Origin of the sequence: Hymenobacter rigui (assembly GCF_003944715.1) — a bacterium.
Lineage (GTDB): Bacteria > Bacteroidota > Bacteroidia > Cytophagales > Hymenobacteraceae > Hymenobacter > Hymenobacter rigui.
In genome coordinates this window covers 41,398-61,718 of record NZ_RWIT01000018.1, presented here as the reverse complement: position 1 = coordinate 61,718, position 20,321 = coordinate 41,398, and the positions used below count along the sequence as shown (strand labels likewise).

At 56.2% G+C, this 20,321-nt stretch carries 13 protein-coding genes; 6 read left to right on the top strand and 7 right to left on the bottom strand.

Annotated features, from left to right (window positions below):
• Nucleotides 1-18 precede the first annotated feature (18 nt).
• Both porU2 and EI291_RS20350 read right to left on the bottom strand, forming a co-directional pair.
• The gene (gene porU2 / locus EI291_RS20355; RefSeq protein WP_125424127.1) at nt 19-4,587 is read right to left on the bottom strand and encodes a putative type IX secretion system sortase PorU2; all 4,569 of its coding nucleotides are present in this window, start codon (nt 4,585-4,587) and stop codon (nt 19-21) included.
• A 106-nt stretch (nt 4,588-4,693) separates the two neighbouring features.
• Nucleotides 4,694-5,791: a putative type IX sorting system protein PorV2 gene (locus EI291_RS20350; RefSeq protein WP_125424126.1), complete on the bottom strand. Its 1,098-nt coding sequence runs from the start codon at nt 5,789-5,791 to the stop codon at nt 4,694-4,696.
• A gap of 281 nt (nt 5,792-6,072) precedes the next feature.
• Here EI291_RS20350 and EI291_RS20345 point away from each other — a divergent pair, with 281 nt between their 5' ends.
• Together EI291_RS20345 and EI291_RS20340 are read left to right on the top strand one after the other, a co-directional pair.
• On the top strand, nt 6,073-6,480 hold the full coding sequence (locus EI291_RS20345; protein WP_240635618.1) for a PadR family transcriptional regulator: 408 nt from the start codon (nt 6,073-6,075) through the stop codon (nt 6,478-6,480).
• A 51-nt stretch (nt 6,481-6,531) separates the two neighbouring features.
• On the top strand, nt 6,532-9,165 hold the full coding sequence (locus EI291_RS20340) for a PspC domain-containing protein (protein ID WP_125424125.1): 2,634 nt from the start codon (nt 6,532-6,534) through the stop codon (nt 9,163-9,165).
• 447 nt (nt 9,166-9,612) lie between these two features.
• Here the strand turns inward: EI291_RS20340 and EI291_RS20335 are convergent, their stop codons facing one another.
• The 4 genes from EI291_RS20335 to mce all read right to left on the bottom strand — a co-directional run bounded on the left by EI291_RS20335 (nt 9,613) and on the right by mce (nt 12,578).
• Nucleotides 9,613-11,031, bottom strand: coding sequence for a CCA tRNA nucleotidyltransferase (locus EI291_RS20335; RefSeq protein WP_125424124.1), 1,419 nt, complete (start codon nt 11,029-11,031; stop codon nt 9,613-9,615).
• Between the two features lie 119 nt (nt 11,032-11,150).
• Nucleotides 11,151-11,432: a hypothetical protein gene (locus EI291_RS20330; RefSeq protein ID WP_205701640.1), complete on the bottom strand. Its 282-nt coding sequence runs from the start codon at nt 11,430-11,432 to the stop codon at nt 11,151-11,153.
• A gap of 143 nt (nt 11,433-11,575) precedes the next feature.
• Nucleotides 11,576-12,151 (bottom strand): L-threonylcarbamoyladenylate synthase, encoded by a 576-nt coding sequence (locus EI291_RS20325; protein WP_125424123.1) that lies wholly within the window; start codon nt 12,149-12,151, stop codon nt 11,576-11,578.
• Between the two features lie 22 nt (nt 12,152-12,173).
• Nucleotides 12,174-12,578: a methylmalonyl-CoA epimerase gene (gene mce, locus EI291_RS20320; protein ID WP_125424122.1), complete on the bottom strand. Its 405-nt coding sequence runs from the start codon at nt 12,576-12,578 to the stop codon at nt 12,174-12,176.
• Nucleotides 12,579-12,732: 154 nt separating this feature from the next.
• On the opposite strand from mce, the gene EI291_RS20315 reads away from it, so the two are divergent.
• The 4 genes from EI291_RS20315 to EI291_RS20300 all read left to right on the top strand — a co-directional run bounded on the left by EI291_RS20315 (nt 12,733) and on the right by EI291_RS20300 (nt 15,425).
• Entirely contained in the window at nt 12,733-13,947 is a 1,215-nt protein-coding gene (locus tag EI291_RS20315) for an IscS subfamily cysteine desulfurase (RefSeq protein ID WP_125424121.1), read from the top strand.
• A gap of 116 nt (nt 13,948-14,063) precedes the next feature.
• Nucleotides 14,064-14,480 (top strand): Fe-S cluster assembly scaffold IscU, encoded by a 417-nt coding sequence (gene iscU / locus EI291_RS20310; RefSeq protein ID WP_044001465.1) that lies wholly within the window; start codon nt 14,064-14,066, stop codon nt 14,478-14,480.
• A gap of 112 nt (nt 14,481-14,592) precedes the next feature.
• A complete protein-coding gene (locus EI291_RS20305) occupies nt 14,593-15,003 on the top strand; it encodes a hypothetical protein (RefSeq protein WP_125424120.1) in 411 nt (136 codons plus the stop codon).
• A 95-nt stretch (nt 15,004-15,098) separates the two neighbouring features.
• Complete coding sequence (locus tag EI291_RS20300; RefSeq protein ID WP_125424119.1) at nt 15,099-15,425, top strand: HesB/IscA family protein; 327 nt, start codon at nt 15,099-15,101, stop codon at nt 15,423-15,425.
• Between the two features lie 1,041 nt (nt 15,426-16,466).
• On the opposite strand, the gene EI291_RS20295 is transcribed toward EI291_RS20300, so the two are convergent.
• Nucleotides 16,467-19,682 (bottom strand): T9SS type A sorting domain-containing protein, encoded by a 3,216-nt coding sequence (locus EI291_RS20295; RefSeq protein ID WP_170172741.1) that lies wholly within the window; start codon nt 19,680-19,682, stop codon nt 16,467-16,469.
• Between the last annotated feature and the right edge of the window lie 639 nt (nt 19,683-20,321).

Below are 20,321 nucleotides of genomic sequence, written 5' to 3'. Positions count from 1 at the left end.
CTGTTCGTCTGAGTGCTTTTAGCGAAGCAGTACCAGCTTGCCCCAGTCTTTCTTGAAAGCCCGGTCGCCACCGGTGGCACGCTGCTTGAACTGGTTGTCGGGGTCGTCGAGGACTACGCGGTAGAGGTAGGTCCCATTAGCCAGCCGGTCGCCGTAGTCATCGGTACCATCCCAGGCGTACTCCGTGATGTTGTTGCCGATGCGTAGCGGGCCTAAATCGGCCATCATGATTTCCTTCACTACCCGACCCGTAAGGCTCACAATCTGAATTTTCATGTTGCGCGGCAGCGTGGAGCCGGTAAGCGTAAACACAAATTTCGTTTTGCTGGTAACCGGGTTCGGGTACGGGAATACGTTGGTGATGGTGGACTCCGAAATCACCTCAAATGTAATGCGGTAGGGCTCGGTGCCGGCTAGGTTACCCGAGCCATCCTTGCCCTGCACCTCCAGCGTGTACACACCTGGCAGCAACGGCATCGTATTGCCGGGCCGGTAAGTAAGCACCGCCGTACCCTTGGCCGAGTCCGCCACAAACTCAATTCCGGCCGCGTTCAGGTCCACAGTGGTAGCCGAGCCACTGCCCGGCCGGGTCAGAGACAGGATAAAATTGGAGCGGTTCCGGATGGGTTGCAGCTTGTCCAGGTCCCGCAGCTGCACGCTGATAATCGGCTGCGGCGAGACGATTTCGCCATTGAGCAGGTGACGGCCATCAAAGGCCACATCCAGCACCGGGGGGGTATCGTTGTTGGCCACATCGAAGGGCGGCAGCGTCAATTCGTTGTTGAAGTAATACTGCTCCGGCTGGCGGCGCGGGTTCAGTACCACCTGGCCGGAAAGCGTACCATACAGCCCGCGCACATCCAGACTCACGGAGTAATTCTTCTGCGTATGTGTCGTGAGGGCCGTGCCCGCCAACGGGTAATACCGCTCCCGGGGGGCTCCAGAGCCACTGGTGCGCAGCACGATGTAGCCCACCAGCGGAGCCGTAAAGTCGAAATCCGCCACGTTCTGGAAAGTTACCGGCACCGTTACGGAGCCCGTCTGCTGCGCCTGCTGCGTGAGGTTGGCAGCGGTGAGCGGCGTAGCGGATGGCCGCACTACGCCCTCGGGCACGCCCTGATAGGCGATGAGCCACTGCTCCAGCTGCGGGGTGACGCCCGGCTTGGTTTCGCGCAGCACCGCCTGCAGCTGCAGATACGGATACTGCTTAGCCGAGATGCTGCTAAGTGGCTGGCTGCGGGTAGTAACGTCAGGATTGAGCACTACGGTAGCACCCAGCGTATCAATGCCCAGCAGGCGGAGCGTGTACCCACCGGTGGGGCTGGTACGAATGGTGTGATACAGCGTTTCCCACTGCCGCGCCGGACCAATGCGGGTGGAGGTGACGGTGGCTTCCTGCGTGCTGCCGTTGTAACTCCACTGCCCTCCGGGTACGCCCACTTCCACACCACTCCGCTCGTCGCGGCGGAACTGCCCGGGGTGACTCTGCGACCAGCCTCCCTGCGTACGGCCGTTGATGATGCGGAAGGAACTCGTAGCCCAGTCGGCGCTTTCGTCACCCTGCGGGGTAGTCAGACGCACGCGCCAGTACCACACGATGCTGTCGGCACCGGCAGTTGCGGGTAGTGTGGGCTGCCATTCCGGTACCATCACGGCGTTGATTTTGGTGCGCTGCACCAGAGGGCTGTTGAAGGTCTGCACGGTATCCACTTCCAGATCATAGTCGCGGGCGGTGGTAGTGGGCACGTTGCTCTGGGCCACCAGGCGCACGGCGCGGCTGCCCACAATGGCAAACTCCGGTGGACTGAGGGTAGTAACACCGCCCGTCAGGAAAGTGTAATTCAGCGTTGCGCGGTTATTAGTTTCGTCCGATTCGGCAATCAGGTTATCAGGGTCGAGGTCAACCTGGAAGATGTTGGCCCCGGCCACGCTGCCGGTAGCGGGGTTGGTGAGGCTGAGCGTGTAGGTGGTATCCTGCCGGGCCTGGGGCACCGTGAAGTTGCTAACCAGTGTCGTGCTGCCGAACGTGCGCGTCACGCGGATTGCCAACGGACCGGTGGTAATGCGGCCGGGGTTGCTCACGCCCAGCTTCAGATCAAACCGGGTCCCAGCCGTGGCGGGCACCACTGCGGGCGAAATCTGCAGGCGGGCATCGGCAGTCTGGAAATCGGGCTGCAGCGGTGAGAACAGCTTCAGGGCCGGGTCGCCCTGCCAGATGGTGTTCATCAGCATAGCTTTTTTGGAATCCGTAGGAGAGCCAGCCTGTAACCGACGAATCACCTCTTGCTGCACCTCTGCTACCGGTCTTCCATACCACGTATTATCCGAGAAAAGCAGCTTCACCATTTCGGTGTGCATTTCATGCAGCTCGTTATCAAAGCTCAGGTCAGAATCCGATAAGAATCCGATGATGCCTTTGTCTTCAGCCAGCAGATAATCTTCTCCCCCGAACGATCCATAGGCTGTAAAGGCATTACCAGCTGAGCAGCCGCTTACATACCAAACCGGGTATTTTCCCTTGTTCAGAAAACCGTTGGTGGCATCGTTAATCTTCGCAACATTCCACTCTAAGTAGAGAGGATGGCCATGGCCGAAATAGGATATAAAGCCTACGCCGGCATTAAAGTCCGGTGCCAAGTTCAACGGAGGGGTATCACCAGGCACAGTACCCGGATACGTTGCCCGACGGTACAGCTTCACTACCTGCCCTGCGAAAGGCGGCCGTTGAACATATGTAGCATACTGGTTTACGAAACCCGTATATAATTGATCCTCGTAAGCACTTTTGCTGCCTACCATATGAATCACATTCTTTCGCCACGCAGCAAAGCCTAAGCTTTCGTGCTCTTTGAGCTTGTTCAGATAGTAGAGTACCTGTTGAGGCCTGCGGGCTGAAATTCGGCCGGTTATCATTCGCGGCCTGTAGTCACCATTCTGCCAGTCAGCCGTAAAGAAGATATCGGAGGCTCCGCGCGTGCTGGTGGGCACCAAGTCACGCACAATAGCGGTATCAGGCGTAGCCTGACCGCCAACGCACTCATTACGGAAATGAGTCGGATCCTGTCGATGGTAACGATTACAGAACTCACCAGTATTCAGGCCTTTGCCTAACAGCAGCAACGACTTCGGACGGGAACTGCCCGCCAGCATCCATTGGGCAAACTGCCGGATACCTAAAGCAGATTTTTCACCGTAATGAAACTGGTCGTAGAGCTGCTCCGAGGTTACAACCAGCGTATCCCAGGCGCCACCGCCGGGCAACGCCCGGTAGTTGGCGTAGGCCCGTACGGCGTTAGGCACAGTTACGCCCCCACTCGTGGCAGATTTCATCAGTACCCGGCTGGTTACGATGATAAAATTGTGCGCGGCGGGTGAAATCGTGCGGAAGAACACCCGCTTAGGGGCAATGGGCACCAGTGCCCGGTCGGCATCGGCCAGCAGCAGGTTGCGGGTCCGGCCGGTGGCATCCGCAAACACAAAGCTGCGCTGCGTGGCCGTAGCTCCTGCCAGCCCCTCCACGCGTTGCACGTTATACGGGTCTGTTACATCGTAGCCGCGTACAGTAGCCGGAATGGAATCCAGTTGATAGTACGCAGGGCCTGTCAGTGTGGAGTCGTTGGAAAACAGCAGCTGCGTCCGGCGTTGGGGCCAGTGGCTATTCTCAGCGTAGGTAATCCGTAGGTAGGCCACCCGTGCCCGGTCGCCCTTTAGTTGATTGGAAGTGGTACCCAATAGCTGTTTTACCACAATGGTTACCCTGCCATTCGCGGCCCGGTCGGAAGGCAGCAGCGCGTAAGAGCCACGAGCGTAATCGAAGTTAGAGAAGTTAAGCGTCCCCAGCACGCGGCTGCCACCGCCCGGCAGCAGCACGCTTATTTGCGAGCTATGCTGCGCAGTAGTTTGTCCTACCACCTGAATGTCGGCCCGCATGCTCTGGGCGCTGGCCGCTACCCGCCAAATGGAGTCAAGCGGAAAAGGTGTGTCATTACCGCCAAAGTCGCCGCTAAAGAAACCTTCTCCCCGCTCAGCCCAAGGCTGATACGTATTAGTCTCATCATTTATAATATTATAACGAAACGCCTGTACCTGCAGCGGCTTGCGGATGCGGTTGGCGTGGGCGGCACCGGTAGCGGCCGGGTTGCGCTGCACCATCCGCTTGCCCGCCGTGGTATTCGACCACGTTAGGAAATACGAGGCCGTATCGGTGAACAGGCTGTAATAAGGCTGCGCCTGGTCGGCGGGCGTCAGGAACATGCCCTTATCCAAAGCCGCATCATTGCGCTGGCCGAAGAATTCAATGAACGAGCTGTTATCCAGTGCCGTGGCGTTGCCGCCTACGTGGATGGCTACCTCCTTGCCCCGCCGCCACAGCTGCAGGCGTTGCGGGTTTACGCCATTGATGCCGGCCCGCTGCAGGTATTGATAGTCGAGACGGTACAAACCGTCGCGGGCCACTTTAATTTTATAATACTGCTGGCCGGGCACAATCCACTCGTTGCCATAGGGCCCCGATTGAGCGTAAGCCGCCGATATACTCGTCACAGCGAGCAGCACGAGCAGCCATAATTTCTGGTAAGCCTGTTTCATACACTAGTTGTTAGTCGTCAGTTGCTGGCTGGTAGTTATCAGTTGTCAGTTGCCGGCATCGTTCTGACAACCAGCAACTAACAACTGATAACACACAACCGACAACTCATTTAATTCCGTAACCCAACGATACGATGATGGAGGTGGGCTGGGAGCGTTGGCCCAGCTTTTCAACGGCCAGGCGCGTGAGAGCCATATCCAGCCGCAGGCCGCTCAGGGCCAGGCCTACGCCTAAACTGGGCTGTACCTTCCACTCCTCTTTGCCCGTGAACGACTGTACCTGCTGCAGGTTACCTACGCCACCGCGCAGATACACCAGCTGCTTGTATCCCAGCTCCAGGCCGGCACGGGGGTCCAAGTTCACGGCTTTGGACGATACCAGCGTGTTGCGCTGCCCGTCGGTGCTGATTTCCACATCCAGGGCGGGCAGGGCGGTAAATTCGCCGGGCAGTTTGAACAGGCGGCTGGCCCCCAGCACGAAGAGCGGCAGGGTTATTTCGGTGCTGCTTTTGGGCAGCGGGTCCAGAGCGTTGGCTGAGCCCTTGAACTCTTCCGGGTGGATGGTCCAGGCGTTGTAGGTAGTAGTAATATCCCGCGCCATCAGCGCCAGGCGCCAGTCATTGCGGCGGTACTGCACGCCGGCATCCACCCCGAACCCAATAGCATTGGCAAAGGAGCCGATGTTGCGGTAAATGAGCTTGGCGTTGGCTCCCACTTGCAGGCCTTCCACATTGCCAATCTGGCGGGCGTAGGACAGCAGCAGGGCATAATCGGCTACTGAGAAGTAGCGGATGTTGTTGTAGTCGATGTAGCCGTACTCGTTTACCAGGTTACGGGTATCGGCAATATCATCTACCCCCAGCCGCACCAGGCTCACGCCGACGGCACTTTTATCGTCGAGCTTCATGCTGAAGCCGGCATAGTCGTTTTTTACGATGCCGGAAAACAGCTCCGAGTGCATCAGAACGCCGTCATACTTAGTTTTCTGATTGACCAGCCCGGCGGGGTTCCAATAGCCGGCCGTGGCGTCGTCGGCTAGGCTTACCTGCACTTTGCCCATCCCGAGGGCCCGGCCCCCTACCCCAATGTTGAGGAATTCATTACTGTACTTGGGGGTCTTGTCCTGGGCCAGCGCGGGCAATGTGGCCAGTACGCTCAGGCCCAGACCAGTAAACAGGGCCGCACTACGGGAAATGTGGAGCATAGAGAGTGTAATCGGATAGAAAACCGGAAAAGTTGCGGGAACGAGGCAGGAACGCAAGATACTCATTAATAGTGCGAGGCGAGTTCAGGTTCTGGAGCAAACTGCATTTCAAGCGGATAAAAGCCCTTTTTTAACCGATTTCCGAATCAGGCAGATGCGGCTGTACCAGCGCTTCGCAAACGAGTAGTCAACTTCCTGAAAATAATTATCACCAGTACCTTGCGTTGCATAGTACCTTCTATTATATTTGTCTCATTCTTCACCGATATCTGCCTCAGCCCATGAAAGTCGAGAACACCCAAGTGCAGATGCGGAAGGGCATCCTGGAGTTCTGCATTCTGGAAATCATTGCCCGCGGCGAGGTGTACGCGTCCGATATGCTCGAAGAGTTGACTTCTGCCCGCATGATTGTGGTGGAAGGCACGCTCTACCCGCTGCTGACCCGCCTTAAGAACGCGGGCCTGCTGGACTACACCTGGAAGGAGTCTACCTCCGGCCCGCCCCGCAAGTACTACACCCTCACCACCGATGGCCAGGAGTTTCTGCACCAGCTGCGCCTGACCTGGGAGGAAGTCCAGGATTCCATCCGCATCATCCGCCAGAAGCCGCACAATCCGGATGCGGTTTCGCCCGCTGGCCTCGAGGTGGCCCCTCCCCACGCTCCCTCCGCCCCGGACCCGCTGCTGTAACCCCCCGCAGCCGCCCCCTACCAGTTATTCTTGACTAGTTGCAGCACTGAGATGAAAAAGAACATCAGCATCAACCTTCAGGGCATGATCTTCCACATTGAGGAAGATGGCTACGAAGTGCTTAGCCGCTACTTGGCGGAAGTGAAAGCCCACTTCAGCGGCTACCGCGGCCACGAGGAAATTGTGGCCGACATCGAGAGCCGCATTGCCGAGCTCTTCGCCGCCCGCCTCTCCGGCCTCAAGCAGGTCATCACGCTGGAAGACGTGGAGGCCATGACCGCCAAAATGGGCCGCGTAAGCGACTTCCAGTCGGCCGACGAGGCTGAGGACGACGACGAGCTGCTGGCCGAAGCCGTAGCTTCTGGCTCGGCTCAGGGCACCTACGCCGGCAGTGCCTACACCAGCAGCCGCGCCCGCACCGCTACGGCCCACGAAGCGGCGGAAGCCGCTGAGGAAGCTGGCCCCAAGCGCCTGTACCGCGACATGGCCAACCGCAAGGTGGCTGGTGTAGCTGCCGGCCTGGCCCGCTACTTCGCCGTCAACCCCATCTGGCTACGGCTGGGCTTCCTGGTCCTGGCAGTGCTGCTCCCAGCCATTGCGGACAACGGCCCCCTCGACCACTTATCGGGCCGGCTGGCGGGCATCAGCATCCTCTCCTACATCGTGATGTGGATTGTGCTGCCCAAGAAGTACGACACCATGCCCACGGATGAGGACCCGGTATTCAAGAAGCTCTACCGGGACACCGACAACGGTAAAGTGGGCGGGGTATCGGCCGGATTGGCTGCTTACTTCCGGGTAGATGTGGTGGTGATTCGGGTGGCGTTCCTGGCCCTGCTGTTTGCCGGCAGCCTTGGGTTCTGGCTCTACGTGCTGCTGTGGATTCTCTTGCCGGAGGCGAAAACCGCCTCCGACAAGCTCCGCATGCGGGGCGACGCCGTGACGCTTTCGGCCCTGGATGAAAACCTGCGCAACAACCCTTACGCCGCAGGCGCAGAGGGTACGCCGGTAAACAACCGCCCCGTGGGCACTTTCCTGGAGGATTCATTCAGCAATGTGCGCCCGGTTATCAACGGCATTGGCTCCATCATCCGGGTGGTGGCCGGCGGTATCCTCACCCTCACGGGCTTCAGCCTGCTGCTGGCGGTGGTGATGGGTCTGGGCATCGGCCTGGGCATCATTTCCTCCTCCGACAATCTGGACTTTGGCCCCCTGCAACCCTTCCTGATCTTCAATGATATTTCGGTGTGGGCAGTGCTGTCGTTCTTCCTGGTGACAGCCATTCCAGCACTGGCCCTGCTCCTGATGGGCGTTGGCCTGCTGCTGCGCCGCACTATCCTGAGCCGTACGGCCTCGCTTAGCCTGTTGGGCCTGTGGTTGCTGGGTGTGGTAGGTAGCACGGTGGCGGGCATCCGGGTAGGCCGGGAATTTCAGCGCGAAGAAGAGGTAACCCAAACCACTACCCTGGGTGGCCTTACCAAGCCTACGCTGGTGCTGGAGCGCCGGCAGCTGAACAACGGCAAATGGGTTGACCTGGACCTGGTGGGCATTGACAGTGCCCAGGCCCCGCGTCTGGAGCGCATCATTCAGGCCAAAGGTTCTTCTGACTCCATTGCCCGCCGCAACGCCGCTACCTCTACCCTGCACAACCTGCGCATCCTCAACGACTCCACGCTGAGCATTGACGACCACTTCGCCTTCCAGCCCACGGCCAAGTTCCGCGACCAGGAAATGCGCCTGCGCCTGCTCATGCCCCAGGGCCGCCGGTTCCGCATGTCGGAAACCTTTGCCAACTGGCTGAATGAGGAAGACTACGTGAACAACCAGGAACCCTACCACCCCGAAAACTTTGTGTTCCGCATGAAGGGCAATAAAGTGGAGTGCGTAAACTGCAAGGAAGCCGACCTGCGTAAGCCCCACGATGAAAACTCGGAGGACTACGACAGCAACAACAACGACTACGAGGAAGGCCGCAACGACTCGGACGTGAAACTGAGCTTCGACAGCATCGAGCCCATCAACGCAGACGAAGATTCCTACGGCTCGGAGCGCCAGACCTTCAACGAATCCGGCTTCGACCACCTGAGCATTGTGGGGGGCTACCGGGCCCTCATCCGCCAGGGCGGCACCTTCAGCGTGCGGGCCGCCGGCCCCGGCCGGGCTCTGCGCGACATTAAAGTGGAGCGGGACGGTGATAAGCTCACCATTGCCCCCCGCAACCGGGACCTGTTCGACTCGGACCGGGGCGACACCGATGACGTGCTGTTCATCATTGAAATGCCCGAGCTGAATGACCTGGAGCTGGTGGGCGGCACCCACGCCGAGGTAAGCGGCTTCGGCTCCGGCGACCTGCGCGTGCAGCAGGCCGGCGGCAGTCAGTTCCGCTTCCGTGGTAACCTGCAGGAGCTGAAACTGGATCTGGCCGGGGGCTGCCAGGCTGCCCTCCAGGGCAACGCCGACCGTCTGGATATCAGCGGAGCCGGTGCCTGCGAGGTAGCCGCCACGGAGTTTAATGTGCGGCGTGCTGATGTGGATGCGGTTGGGGCTACCAAAATCCGCCTGCGTGTAACCGAGGATTTGAAAGCCAACGCGGTTGGTGCCAGCCTCATCGAGTACAGTGGCCGTCCCGAAAACGTAAGCCGCAAAGCCTTCGGGGCCGCAACTATCCGGTCGTTGGAAAAATAATACGGTATCTGTCCAGCTGCTCTATTACGAGCAGCTGGACAAAATCTGCTGCAATTAGCTGAATCCTGATACTCCGCTACTTACCTCACCTCCACTGTAACCCTCCGGCTTTTCATGCGTTCTACATGTCGGAAGCTGCATATTGCTGGAACAGTTCTTGTTCAGGCAACCCGTCGCCGGTTTCCAGCATCTATACCGTTGAGCTAGCACGACAGCAATACTGGGTCCATTTGTGAGTGAAAAGGTGAGACCCGAAGGCAGCCCCGGCCTACCCTCCTGCTGCAACAGGACGGCCGGAGCTGCCTTCAATGCGTTTTAAGGAATACTATTAAACGGTCATTCCGAGCGAAGCCGAGAAATCTCACGTGCTGATGTCAGAGTTAATCTGCTACATCAGCACGCGAGATTCCTCGGCTTCGCTCGGAATGACCGTTTTTACTTTCTGCCTTATCCTTTCACTACCACCAGCCCTTTGCGCTGGCCCAGTTCCAACAGCAGGAGGAAGGCTTCTTCGTACTCGTTCCGGACTTTGCCTTCCAGGATGGCTTCCAATAGGGCCTCCTTCAGTTCACCTACTTCGCGGCTGGGCTTCAGCCCGAATGTTTCCATGATGATTTCGCCGGTGATGACGGGTTTGAAGTTGCGCAGGTGGTCTTTTTCCTCCACTTCCTTCAGCTTCTGCTCCACCACATCGAAATTGCGCAGGTAGCGGGCCACACGCTGGTGGTCCTTGCTGGTAATATCGGCGCGGCACAGCAGCATCAGGCGGTCAATATCATCACCGGCCTCAAACAGCAGTCGGCGCACGGCCGAATCCGTCACAATTTCCTTGACCAGCGCAATCGGCCGCAGGTGCAGGCGCACCAGCTTCTGGACCTGGCGCATTTCCTCGCCCAGCGGCAATTTCAGATCGGTGAAGATGCCGGGCACCCAGCGCGCCCCTTTATCCTCGTGGCCGTGGAAGGTCCAGCCCACGCGCTTGTCGTAGCGTTTGGTGGCGGGTTTGGCAATATCGTGCAGGATGGCGGCCCAGCGCAGCCACAGATCACCACCGGCAGCCACCACGTTGTCGAGCACCTGCAGGGTGTGGTAGAAATTATCTTTGTGGGCGTGCTGACCCACTTTCTCCACGCCCTGCAGTTGGGCCATTTTGGGGAAGATGAGCGGCAGCAGCCCGCAGCTGAACAAAAGCTTAAAGCCATAGCTGGGCTTCGGAGCCATGATAATCTTGTTCAGTTCCGTAGTAATCCGCTCCTGCGAGATGATTTTGATGCGCTCCTTATTCCGGGCCAGCGCATCAAACGTGTCGGGGTCGATATCGAAATCCAGTTGCGTGGCAAACCGAATGGCCCGCAGCATGCGCAGCGGGTCGTCGGAAAACGTAATATCGGGGTCCAGCGGCGTCCGGATGATTTTCCGTTGCAGGTCGCCCATGCCGTCGTAGCGGTCCACCAGCTGACCGTAGGTATCGGGGTTCAGGCTCAGGCCCAGGGCATTGATGGTGAAGTCGCGGCGGGCCAGGTCGTCTTCCAGGGTACCAGCTTCCACTTCGGGCTTGCGGCTCTCGGCCCGGTAGCTTTCCTTGCGGGCTCCCACAAACTCCACTTCAATTTCGGGGGTAGGCAGCATAGCCGTGCCGAAGTTCTTAAACACCGTCACGCGCGGGCGGCCAGGCAGCTTGCGGCCCACGGCCTGGGCCAGCGCAATGCCGTCGCCCACGCACACTACATCCACATCCTTACTTTCCCGACCCAGCGCCAAATCCCGCACGTAGCCCCCAATCACGTAGGCCGGGAAACCCAGCTCACCGGCGGCGTCGGCAATGGTACGGAACAACGGAAGATCGGGCAGTTGGGGCTGATTCATGCCACAAAGGTAGCACGAGCCAGTTGATGGCGCAGCCGATGCTGCCGGGCAGTAAACACGAAAAAGCTCCTCTGGCACAAGTCCGGAGGAGCTTTTGGCAGCAGTGCCCTTAGGCAGAACTACTTTTTAACGGGCGTTTCTTCTACTACAGTGGTAGTGGTCTTGTTCACTACTACGGCCGTGTCGCCGGCAGTAGGAGTAGTTTCCTCTTTTACTTCGGCAGCAGCCTTATCGGTAGCGTTTTCTACAGCGTCGCCAGCAGCTTCGGTGTTGGCAGCAGCGTCGTTGGCAGCACTTTCGGCGGTAGCTTCAGCGTTTTCCTGGGTTTTCTCCGAGCAAGAGGCCAGGGCGAAAGGAGCAAAAGCGGCCAGAACGAGCAGGGATTTGAAGGAGAATTTCATGGCAAAAAGAGTCAAAAGGATTGGTGATGGATTGCGGGCTTTATACCCGCTTTCAGAAGAAGGTAACCCGCCTGCATCCTGTTTTCGCCTTGCCCTTCTCTACTGCTGAGCCTGTTTCGCCGGGTTTGACGCGTTGTTTCGGGCTAATCCCGCAGCACTTCCAGCCCGCCATCGGGCAGTACCCGCACCACCCGGGACGGGGCCGAGCGGGTTTCGTCGTCCTGCCGCCAGTTCACTACGTAGTCCACTTTGCGCACCAGCTCCGGGTTTACCTCCTTGAATACGGCCGGTGTAGGCTCTCCGCTGATATTAGCGGAAGTGGACACCAGCCCGTGGCCAAGGCGCCGAATCACGAGGCGGCAAAACTCATCCTGCTGCACTACGCGCAGGCCAATGCTGCCATCGGGGGCCAACAGGTTGGGGGCCAACTGCCGGCTGCCGGGCACCACGTAGGTAGTGGGTCGCTCCTGCCGGGCCAGCAGCTCCGGGAGGTTAGGCGGCACTATTTCGGCATAGCGGGCAAACATCTGCTCGTCGGCTACCAGCACAATGCAAGCCTTTTCGGCAGGCCGGTTTTTAAGCTTGTACACCTGGTCCACCGCCCGTGTCACCTCGGCGTCGCAGCCCAGGCCCCACACCGTGTCGGTAGGATAGAGAATTACCTGCTGCATCAGCAGCGCGTCCACGGCGCTATCTACTTCCTGACGAAAAAACTTCATGTGCTGAATTCTGTACGTGAGGTTAGTTGATGCTCTGGCACAGCTCTACCAGTACGCCGTTGGCCGACTTCGGGTGCACGAAGCACACCAGCTTGTTGTCGGCCCCGCGCTTGGGTTCCTCGTTCAGCAGCTGAAACCCCTCGGCCCGCAAACGCTCCATTTCCGCCCGGATGTCATCTACCTCAAAGGCCACGTGGTGAATGCCCTCGGGCTTTTTTTCCAGGTAGCGGGTAATGGCGCTGTCGGGCGAGGTGCCGGCCAGCAGCTCAATCTTGGAGCCGCCTACCTGAAAAAACACCGTATCCACGGCCTCAGAGGCTACGTGCTCCCGCTTGTAAGGCTCCTTACCCAGCAATTTGGTGTATAAAGTGGTAGCGGCTTCCAGGTCTTTAACGGCGAGGCCTAAATGTTCGAGGTTGGTGAGCATCGGTTAGTCGAGAAGGACGAAACCGTCATAGCGCGGCTTCGTTGGTTTTGTTCTACTTTTGCAGTTACAAATGTGGGAAGAAAAGAAAACCTGTTACCCGGTTTTTGTGTTCTACCTGCGAATGATTCTCCGCTGAAACCAGACACTCCGAGCCATGCTCAAGCTACCTATTTACCTCGATAACAACGCCACCACGCCCCTCGACCCGCGTGTTCTGGAGGCCATGATGCCGTACCTGACCGAGGTATTCGGCAACGCTGCTTCGCGTAACCACCCTTTCGGCTGGGCCGCTGAGGAAGCCGTGGATTACGCCCGCGAGCAGATTTCCGGCCTGATTAATTGTGACCCTAAGGAAATCATTTTCACTTCGGGCGCTACTGAATCCGACAACCTCGGTATCAAAGGCGTGTTTGAGATGTACTCTCAGAAGGGTAACCACATCATCACCGCCACCACCGAGCACAAAGCTGTGCTTGATACTTGCAAGCACATTGAGAAGCTGGGTGGCCGCGTAACTTACCTGCCCGTAAACGCCGAGGGCCTCATCAGCCTGGAAGAGTTGGAAGCCGCCATGACGCCGGAAACCATTCTGGTAACCATCATGTACGGCAACAACGAAACTGGCACCATCCAGCCCATCCGCGAAATTGCCGCCATTGCTCACAAGCACGGTGCCCTGTTCATGACGGACGGCACCCAAGCCGTAGGTAAGATTCCGGTAGACGTTATTGCCGACGGTATTGACCTGATGGCCTTCACGGCCCACAAAATGTACGGCCCCAAAGGGGTTGGTGCTTTGTACGTACGCCGTAAGAACCCCCGCGTAAAAGTTACCGCCCAGATGGACGGTGGCGGCCACGAGCGGGGCATGCGCTCCGGCACGCTCAACGTTCCCGGCATTGTGGGCCTGGGCAAAGCATGCGAGCTGGCGAAGCTGGAAATGGCCGCCGACACAGCCCGCCTGAGCGCCATGCGCGACCGGCTGGAAAAAGAGCTGCTGACGCTGGAGGAAAGCTATGTGAATGGCTCGGTCGAACACCGCCTGCCCCACGTGGCCAATATCAGCTTTAAGTATGTGGAAGGCGAAGGCCTGATGATGGGCGTGAAAGATCTGGCTGTATCGTCCGGTTCGGCCTGTACCTCGGCCTCTTTGGAGCCTTCTTACGTACTCAAAGCCCTGGGCCTCAGCGACGACCTCGCCCACAGCTCCCTGCGCTTCGGTCTTTCGCGCTTTACCACCGACGAGCAAATCGATTACGCCATTAACCACGTAAAAGAAGCCGTTACCAAGCTACGCGAAATGTCGCCCCTGTGGGAGATGTTTAAAGAAGGCATCGACCTGAACTCTATTGAGTGGGCTGAGCATTAATACGTTTCTTGTTTCTGGTTGTTAGTTTCTGGTTAGGCAAATTGTCCTGACGAAAACGCGCAGCCAGAACGACAACAAGAAACCAGAAACTAGCAACCAGAAACTAACAGAAAGCCATGGCTTACTCCGATAAAGTAATCGACCACTACAGCAACCCCCGCAACGTGGGCACGCTGGACAAGAGCAAGAAGAACGTAGGTACCGGCCTGGTGGGTGCACCTGAGTGCGGTGACGTAATGCGCCTGCAGATTGAGGTAGACGAAACCACCAATACCATCACCGACGCCAAATTCAAAACCTTCGGCTGCGGCTCGGCCATTGCTTCGTCGTCGCTGGCGACGGAATGGCTGAAAGGCAAGACGGTGGACGAAGCGCTGGCCATCGACAACATGGAGATTGTGGAAGAGTTGGCTTTACCGCCCGTAAAAATCCACTGCTCGGTACTTGCTGAAGACGCCATCAAATCGGCCATCAACGATTACCGCGTGAAAAACGGCCTGCCCGAGTTGGAAATGGCTAAGTCGCACCACTAGTCTGGTAGCAAAAAAAGTAAGGAGCTGGAAGATAGAATGCACCTGCCTGCCTGGCTGGTCGTTTTATCTTCTGGCTCCTTTTTTTACCTCCTGACTTCTAGCTCCTGCAAGCATGGACCTCTCCCCCACCGACGTACACATTGAAAGCGCCCGGATTCAGCGGCAGATAGAAGATTACCTGGGCTTGGGTGCGGGCAACCTGCTGTTTGAGTTCCGGCAGTTGGATGGTCAGATACGGCTGGATCTGATTACGGTCAACCCGCGCCACCACCAAAGCTTTCTGTTTCGCTACGAGACGGGACATGATAAGCTGGATGCGTTGCGCAGGATGCTGGCCTATGTGCAGCACTACCGCGACGAGGAAAGCTCCTATACTATTCAATGGCGGGCCCGCGGCGACAAGGAACTGCAAACTTCTTATTTCAGGGCGCACAATGTGTATGAGGCGCTGGATAAGCTCTATTTCGGCCGCGACCTGACGACCATCACGGTGTTCAGCGTGGTATTGAATCCAAGTTCTTAGAATGTTTCTGAACAAGCACCGTATCTTTGCTGTTCTACAGATGACATTTCTTTTCGGGTAGCGCCCACTGCGGCCTGAACTAGCCTTTTTGCCCCATGATTACCGTTTCTGATAAAGCCAAAGAGAAAGTTGAAAAGCTCATGCACGATGCAGAGCTGGACTCCACTTACCGCCTGCGTGCCTCGGTGGCCGGCGGCGGCTGCTCCGGCCTCAGCTACAAGCTTGACTTCGACAACGAGGTCAAGCCCATGGACCAAGAGTTTGAGGACAAAGGGGTGCGTGTAGTGGTAGATATGAAAAGCTTCCTTTACTTGGCCGGCACTGAACTCGACTTTTCAGATGGTTTGAACGGCAAGGGCTTTTTCTTCGATAACCCTAACGCCTCCCGTACCTGCGGCTGTGGCGAGAGTTTCTCGGTGTAAAAGCAACCTTTAATCAGACAACACAACGGCCTCATCCCGAAAAGGATGGGGCCGTTGTGTTGTTTGGCTTAGTGACAATACTAGCTGGTGCATTTACTATATATAGTAACGACAAGTTTCGCTGGCCATCAGGGTAAGGCTTTCTTACTGCTTTATGCCCTTGTGAATAGAGTGACCAATTGGTAGGCTTACAAACACATAGCTCTCCCGCGGGCAGTACCGCCACCGTCGGCTGCGTGGCTCCGCATCCCTTGCCTCGCAATACAATGCTGCCCAACATATTTACTGCCTAGTAAACAAGGGTGCCCTCAGCCGACAATTGCAGTGTCAGGCCTGCGCAGGATTCGGATGTACACTTACGGCACTAGCAGTGCTTAACACACAGATACTCGGTCAGTGGCACTACCACTAGTATCCGTTTGCCTGAGATGATAACAGACCGCTCCGCCCAGCACTTCAACATCCTAACTACGTATTGTGGTGTACTTGATTGGTAGTGCTGTACTAGCGCACATGCCCGATAACTCGGAAATCGTGGCCATTGGTGGAGCGCTACACATCGTCAGCCATGAAAGTGGCGGAGGTGTAGGCTAATAGATTAAAATTGACCGTCGTAATAACGTCTGTTGGGATTGTTTCACTCAGCCAGTATAAGGTCTGGTCAATAGGCTGACGTTACTATTCTGTAGCTTCCAGACAGGTGGCGGAATTGTGCTGCCTCCTGCCGCGGTGAAAATAGTAATGGCCTCCCCTGGTAGCACCAGAGGCAGCAGACATACAAGAGCAAACAAAAGCCGCCATAGAAACCTAGGGCGGCAGTTTATAGCAATAAGTGCGGAGCAGAGTTCCGGTACTAACAATGCGCGAAAGGTGTGGAAAGAAACAAGGTACACCCTCGGTACCGGCTACAACATTGCAACTCCATTCCGTCCCGGGTTTGCTCCGGCTATTATCGAATAGGTAAGGTCTATTGAAAATAAAAGCGCCTCCGTACATACGGAGGCGCTTTTATTAGTAAAAACCGATGCGACGTGCGCGTGGTTACTTTTTCACAATCCGACGGGTAACCTTGGCAGTACCCTCACCTACTGTTACCAGGTAAGTGCCAGTTTGCAGCGAGGTCATGTTCAGCTTGCTGTCAGCTCCCAGTTTCTGAGTGCTGATTACTCGGCCGGTCATGTCAGTAATCACAGCCGACACACCTTCTGCCGAACCACCTAGGTCAATCGTCAGTAGATCTTCAACCGGGTTGGGGTACATGGTAACCTCACCCGAGTTTAGGAAGCTGATAGCTACCGTCGAGCTGAAGCTGCTGCTGCCATCCGTATCAATCTGCTTGAGGCGGTAGTACGACAGACCGTTCAGCGGCTTCTTATCTACCTCGCTGTAAGCAGTGGTAGCATTGGTAGTGCCCTTGCCTTCGCGAGTCAGGATGGTTTCGAACGAGCGGCCATCACGGCTGCGCTGTACTTCAAACTGCTTGTTGTTCAGCTCCGAAGCCGTTACCCAGTTTAGTGCAACCTGGTTTCCTTTCACTTTGGCCGAGAAAGATACCAGCGTAACAGGCAGCGGCGAAGGAGCAATGATGCCCGGGATGGTGTTCGGTACCGGCGGCGACAGGTAGTTCTCAGCACCAATTACGCTCACATTGAAGTTGTTGTCAATGTTGTTGTATTCGAAGGTGTAGAAGTAATACGTGGTAGCCAAGTCCAGGCCATCCACTACTACCGTCTGGTTCGAGCCGGAGTACACTGCGTAGTAGCCGGGAGCAATCTGCGGGCCCTGACCGTATGTCTGGTTACCCGTCTGATACGAGTTGCCATCCAGTGGCTGGTTAGCAGCCGGAAGTTGGGGGTTAGTGCTGGCTACGATCAGACGACCTTCACCATAACCAAGCTGGGCATAGTTGGCAGGCAGGTTGAAGCTTACCGTGGCCGTAGTGTTATTACGAACTACTGTGGCGGTGCTGCGCTGCGTAGGCTCCACATCAATTGAACGGGCAGCCAACTGGTCGTTTGCACCAAAGCTCTGTACCGACTTGTTCGAGAAGTCATTGCTCTGGAATTGCAGCGTCGATTGTGCAGTACCCAGGTACGTAGGCTTGTAGCGCACATAGATGGGCTGGTTAATGCTGTACGTCGTCGTGTTGGGCGTCAGTACTACCGAGTTGGTAAACGTCACGTTATCCAGCGACAACTCAAACTGCGGCGTGTTGCCAGGGTTCAGGGGGTTGGTCGACAGAATTTTGGAGATGGTCACCGGCTGCAGTACGCGCTGAGCGTTAATGGTCAGCGCCTGTGAAGCAGAAACCGTATTCAATACCACGTTGCGTACCTCCTGGAAAGCGTTGGCAACCTGAATATTCGGCTCACTGGTGCCTGCTACCGGAATACCCTGTGCTACTGCCGGGCTGCTGGAGTTCAGGATCAGCGACGAACTAGTGAGAGCAGAAGGCGGCAGGAAGCGCACGTACACAGTGGTGGCCGTTACGTCTGACCCGGAATTACGTGCTACCGTCAGGGTGTTGCCCGTGGTAGTAATACCCGTGAAGTTGGGATCCAGCGAAACCTGGAAATACTGAGGAGCAGATACTGTAATATCCTGCAGCAGGTTGGAACCCGACAGCGTGTAAGATTGAACAGCCGAAGCTACACCGGGTACCGTAGAGAACTGGTTCAGGTTACCCGATGCATTGATTACCGAGTTGTTACCCGTGCTGTTTGCCGTGATGGTTACGACTTGGCTGGTAGCACCAGCGCTAGAAGCCGTGATAGAACCATTGAATGGTCCACTGGCAATAGGGCCAGTCAACTGTACTTCAATCGTGCGGGTCGAAACAGTACCGCTTACGGGGTTGATAGTAATCGGACCGTTTACAAAGCTACCGCCGGCCGAAGCATCCCGGAATACAATGTTGTTATTAGACCCCGTCAGTACCAGAGGAGCCGTCAGGTTGCCAGCATTAACCGAGAAGGAGAGCGTCTGAGCCGAGCCGGTAGCGGAAACCGTTCCGAAATCCAACAGGTTCGGATTAACGCTGATATACGGTCCCGATGGCACGGGATCAGCCTGCCCCGTTACTGCAACCGAAGTAGATGCATTAGGAGTGGTAATGTTGATAGCAGAAGAGTAAGAACCAGCGGTAGTAGGCTGGAACACTGCCTGGAAGGTAAAGCCTGCGTTTGTTTCAGCCGCAGTAAGCACGATGGACTGCGTATACGCATCTGTCGCCGTACGACGCACGCGGAAGCCGGTTGGCGCTGTTACCGTCACATTGCTTATTACGTTGGTACCGGATACCGTCACGTTTTGCGACGTCGACATCTGCCCCACGAAAACAGAACCAAAGCTCAGAGAGGTAGGAGTAGCTGCCAGCGTAGGTACCGTACCGTTACCGGTCAGGTCAACTTCAGCCTGCGTAACGCCGGGGCTACTTACAACCAGCGTACCATTATTTACACCAGCTGCAGTAGGTACAAAGCGTACCTGGATCCGCGTGCTGGGAACAATACCATTGCTAGCAGCCAAAGCCAGCGAAGAACCATAGGCCCCTGAACCGAATTCACGGATCTGGTAGCCGGCAGGAGCCGTCAGGGTCAGGTTACCCGTGAGATTCTGGCCGCTCACCCTTACAGCCTGCGCGGTGCTGTTGGTACCTACGGCCACATCACCAAAATCCAGTGAAGTAGGCTGCGCAGTCACTACACCAGTAGCCGTACCGGAAAGCGTCACATCATCAATGCGGTAGTCGCCGGTATTGGCGGCATTGTTTATCCGCTGAAAACGGATAGAAACCAGTGGGTTTCCTACTGTATTGGGCGGCAGCGTTATAGTGGCAGCACCCCAGCCACCAGTTGCACCGGGAGCATAGGTGTAGGCCAGATTGCTGTATGCGTAAGTAATATTCCCGTTGGTTGGGCTTACTGTGCCAATACCCAGCTGTACCCGAAAACGAGCATTACCAGCGGCTACCGTCGAGCTGGTAAAGGCATTAGCAGGAGCATTCAGCAAGAAAGTAAGCGAAGCGGTAGAAAGACCTGCTGTGCTTACTGAGCCAATAGCGAAAGAAGAGGTGTTGCTGGAGTTAGCAAAGTAAATGTTTGGTCCAGCAGAACCTGTGCTGGCGTTGGCAACCGACAGAACTGGCATGGTAGCACCGGTAACAGTGTACGTAAAGCCCTTCTCATTGTCGTTGTCGAAACCTAGGTTGGCTTCGTAAGAGTCTACTGCCTGACCTTCTGTAGCAGTGGTACCCATGCTTTCCACAAAGGTTTGGGCAAAGCCCAAACTTGGCAGTAAGAACACAGACCATGCAATGAATAGCTGAAGCCAGCGTCGCTGGCCTTCAACTGGATTGTAAGTCTTTTCCATAATGTATGTTAGAGAAGAAGTTTCAGAATGAGTTGTTGGTGAAGGAATCTGTTGCCGAGTGTCGTCGGGTATGAATGTCAGTCGGGGGGCTATACGGCATATACCGCAAAATGGATCATGATTTTTTCAACATCAAGTAGGATTATTGTCACTAACAGACAATATTTTGGCAGATAACAAACTGAACTTCATAATGCGTGCCAAAAGTACGGCATAACAGCGAATTACACGCATACCCAAAAAATATGTTATATTTATATATAAGATTAATACATTTTACACACACAATTTTTCTATACATCCCGCCATTCCCTCTCAAAATTACCCTATTTATAAAGGGTTACCAAATGCCATGTGAGTATAGGTTGCTTTATGACGTAACGGAGGTATAATCACGAATATTAATTTTATCACATATATAGTCCTCTGTTGTGCACCAAATACATATTGCATATTTTTCATATAACACGACCAAAAAACAGCTGCCGACCTCCGTACGAAACCGGGGTCGGCAGCTGTTTAAAA

Excerpts from the sequence above, each read along its gene's own strand:
- porU2 (WP_125424127.1), bottom strand. The coding sequence starts at position 4,587 with ATGAAACAGGCTTACCAGAAATTATGGCTGCTCGTGCTGCTCGCTGTG.
- EI291_RS20350 (WP_125424126.1), bottom strand. The coding sequence starts at position 5,791 with ATGCTCCACATTTCCCGTAGTGCGGCCCTGTTTACTGGTCTGGGCCTG.
- EI291_RS20345 (WP_240635618.1), top strand. The coding sequence starts at position 6,073 with ATGAAAGTCGAGAACACCCAAGTGCAGATGCGGAAGGGCATCCTGGAG.
- EI291_RS20340 (WP_125424125.1), top strand. The coding sequence starts at position 6,532 with ATGAAAAAGAACATCAGCATCAACCTTCAGGGCATGATCTTCCACATT.
- EI291_RS20335 (WP_125424124.1), bottom strand. The coding sequence starts at position 11,031 with ATGAATCAGCCCCAACTGCCCGATCTTCCGTTGTTCCGTACCATTGCC.
- EI291_RS20330 (WP_205701640.1), bottom strand. The coding sequence starts at position 11,432 with ATGAAATTCTCCTTCAAATCCCTGCTCGTTCTGGCCGCTTTTGCTCCT.
- EI291_RS20325 (WP_125424123.1), bottom strand. The coding sequence starts at position 12,151 with ATGAAGTTTTTTCGTCAGGAAGTAGATAGCGCCGTGGACGCGCTGCTG.
- mce (WP_125424122.1), bottom strand. The coding sequence starts at position 12,578 with ATGCTCACCAACCTCGAACATTTAGGCCTCGCCGTTAAAGACCTGGAA.
- EI291_RS20315 (WP_125424121.1), top strand. The coding sequence starts at position 12,733 with ATGCTCAAGCTACCTATTTACCTCGATAACAACGCCACCACGCCCCTC.
- iscU (WP_044001465.1), top strand. The coding sequence starts at position 14,064 with ATGGCTTACTCCGATAAAGTAATCGACCACTACAGCAACCCCCGCAAC.
- EI291_RS20305 (WP_125424120.1), top strand. The coding sequence starts at position 14,593 with ATGGACCTCTCCCCCACCGACGTACACATTGAAAGCGCCCGGATTCAG.
- EI291_RS20300 (WP_125424119.1), top strand. The coding sequence starts at position 15,099 with ATGATTACCGTTTCTGATAAAGCCAAAGAGAAAGTTGAAAAGCTCATG.
- EI291_RS20295 (WP_170172741.1), bottom strand. The coding sequence starts at position 19,682 with ATGGGTACCACTGCTACAGAAGGTCAGGCAGTAGACTCTTACGAAGCC.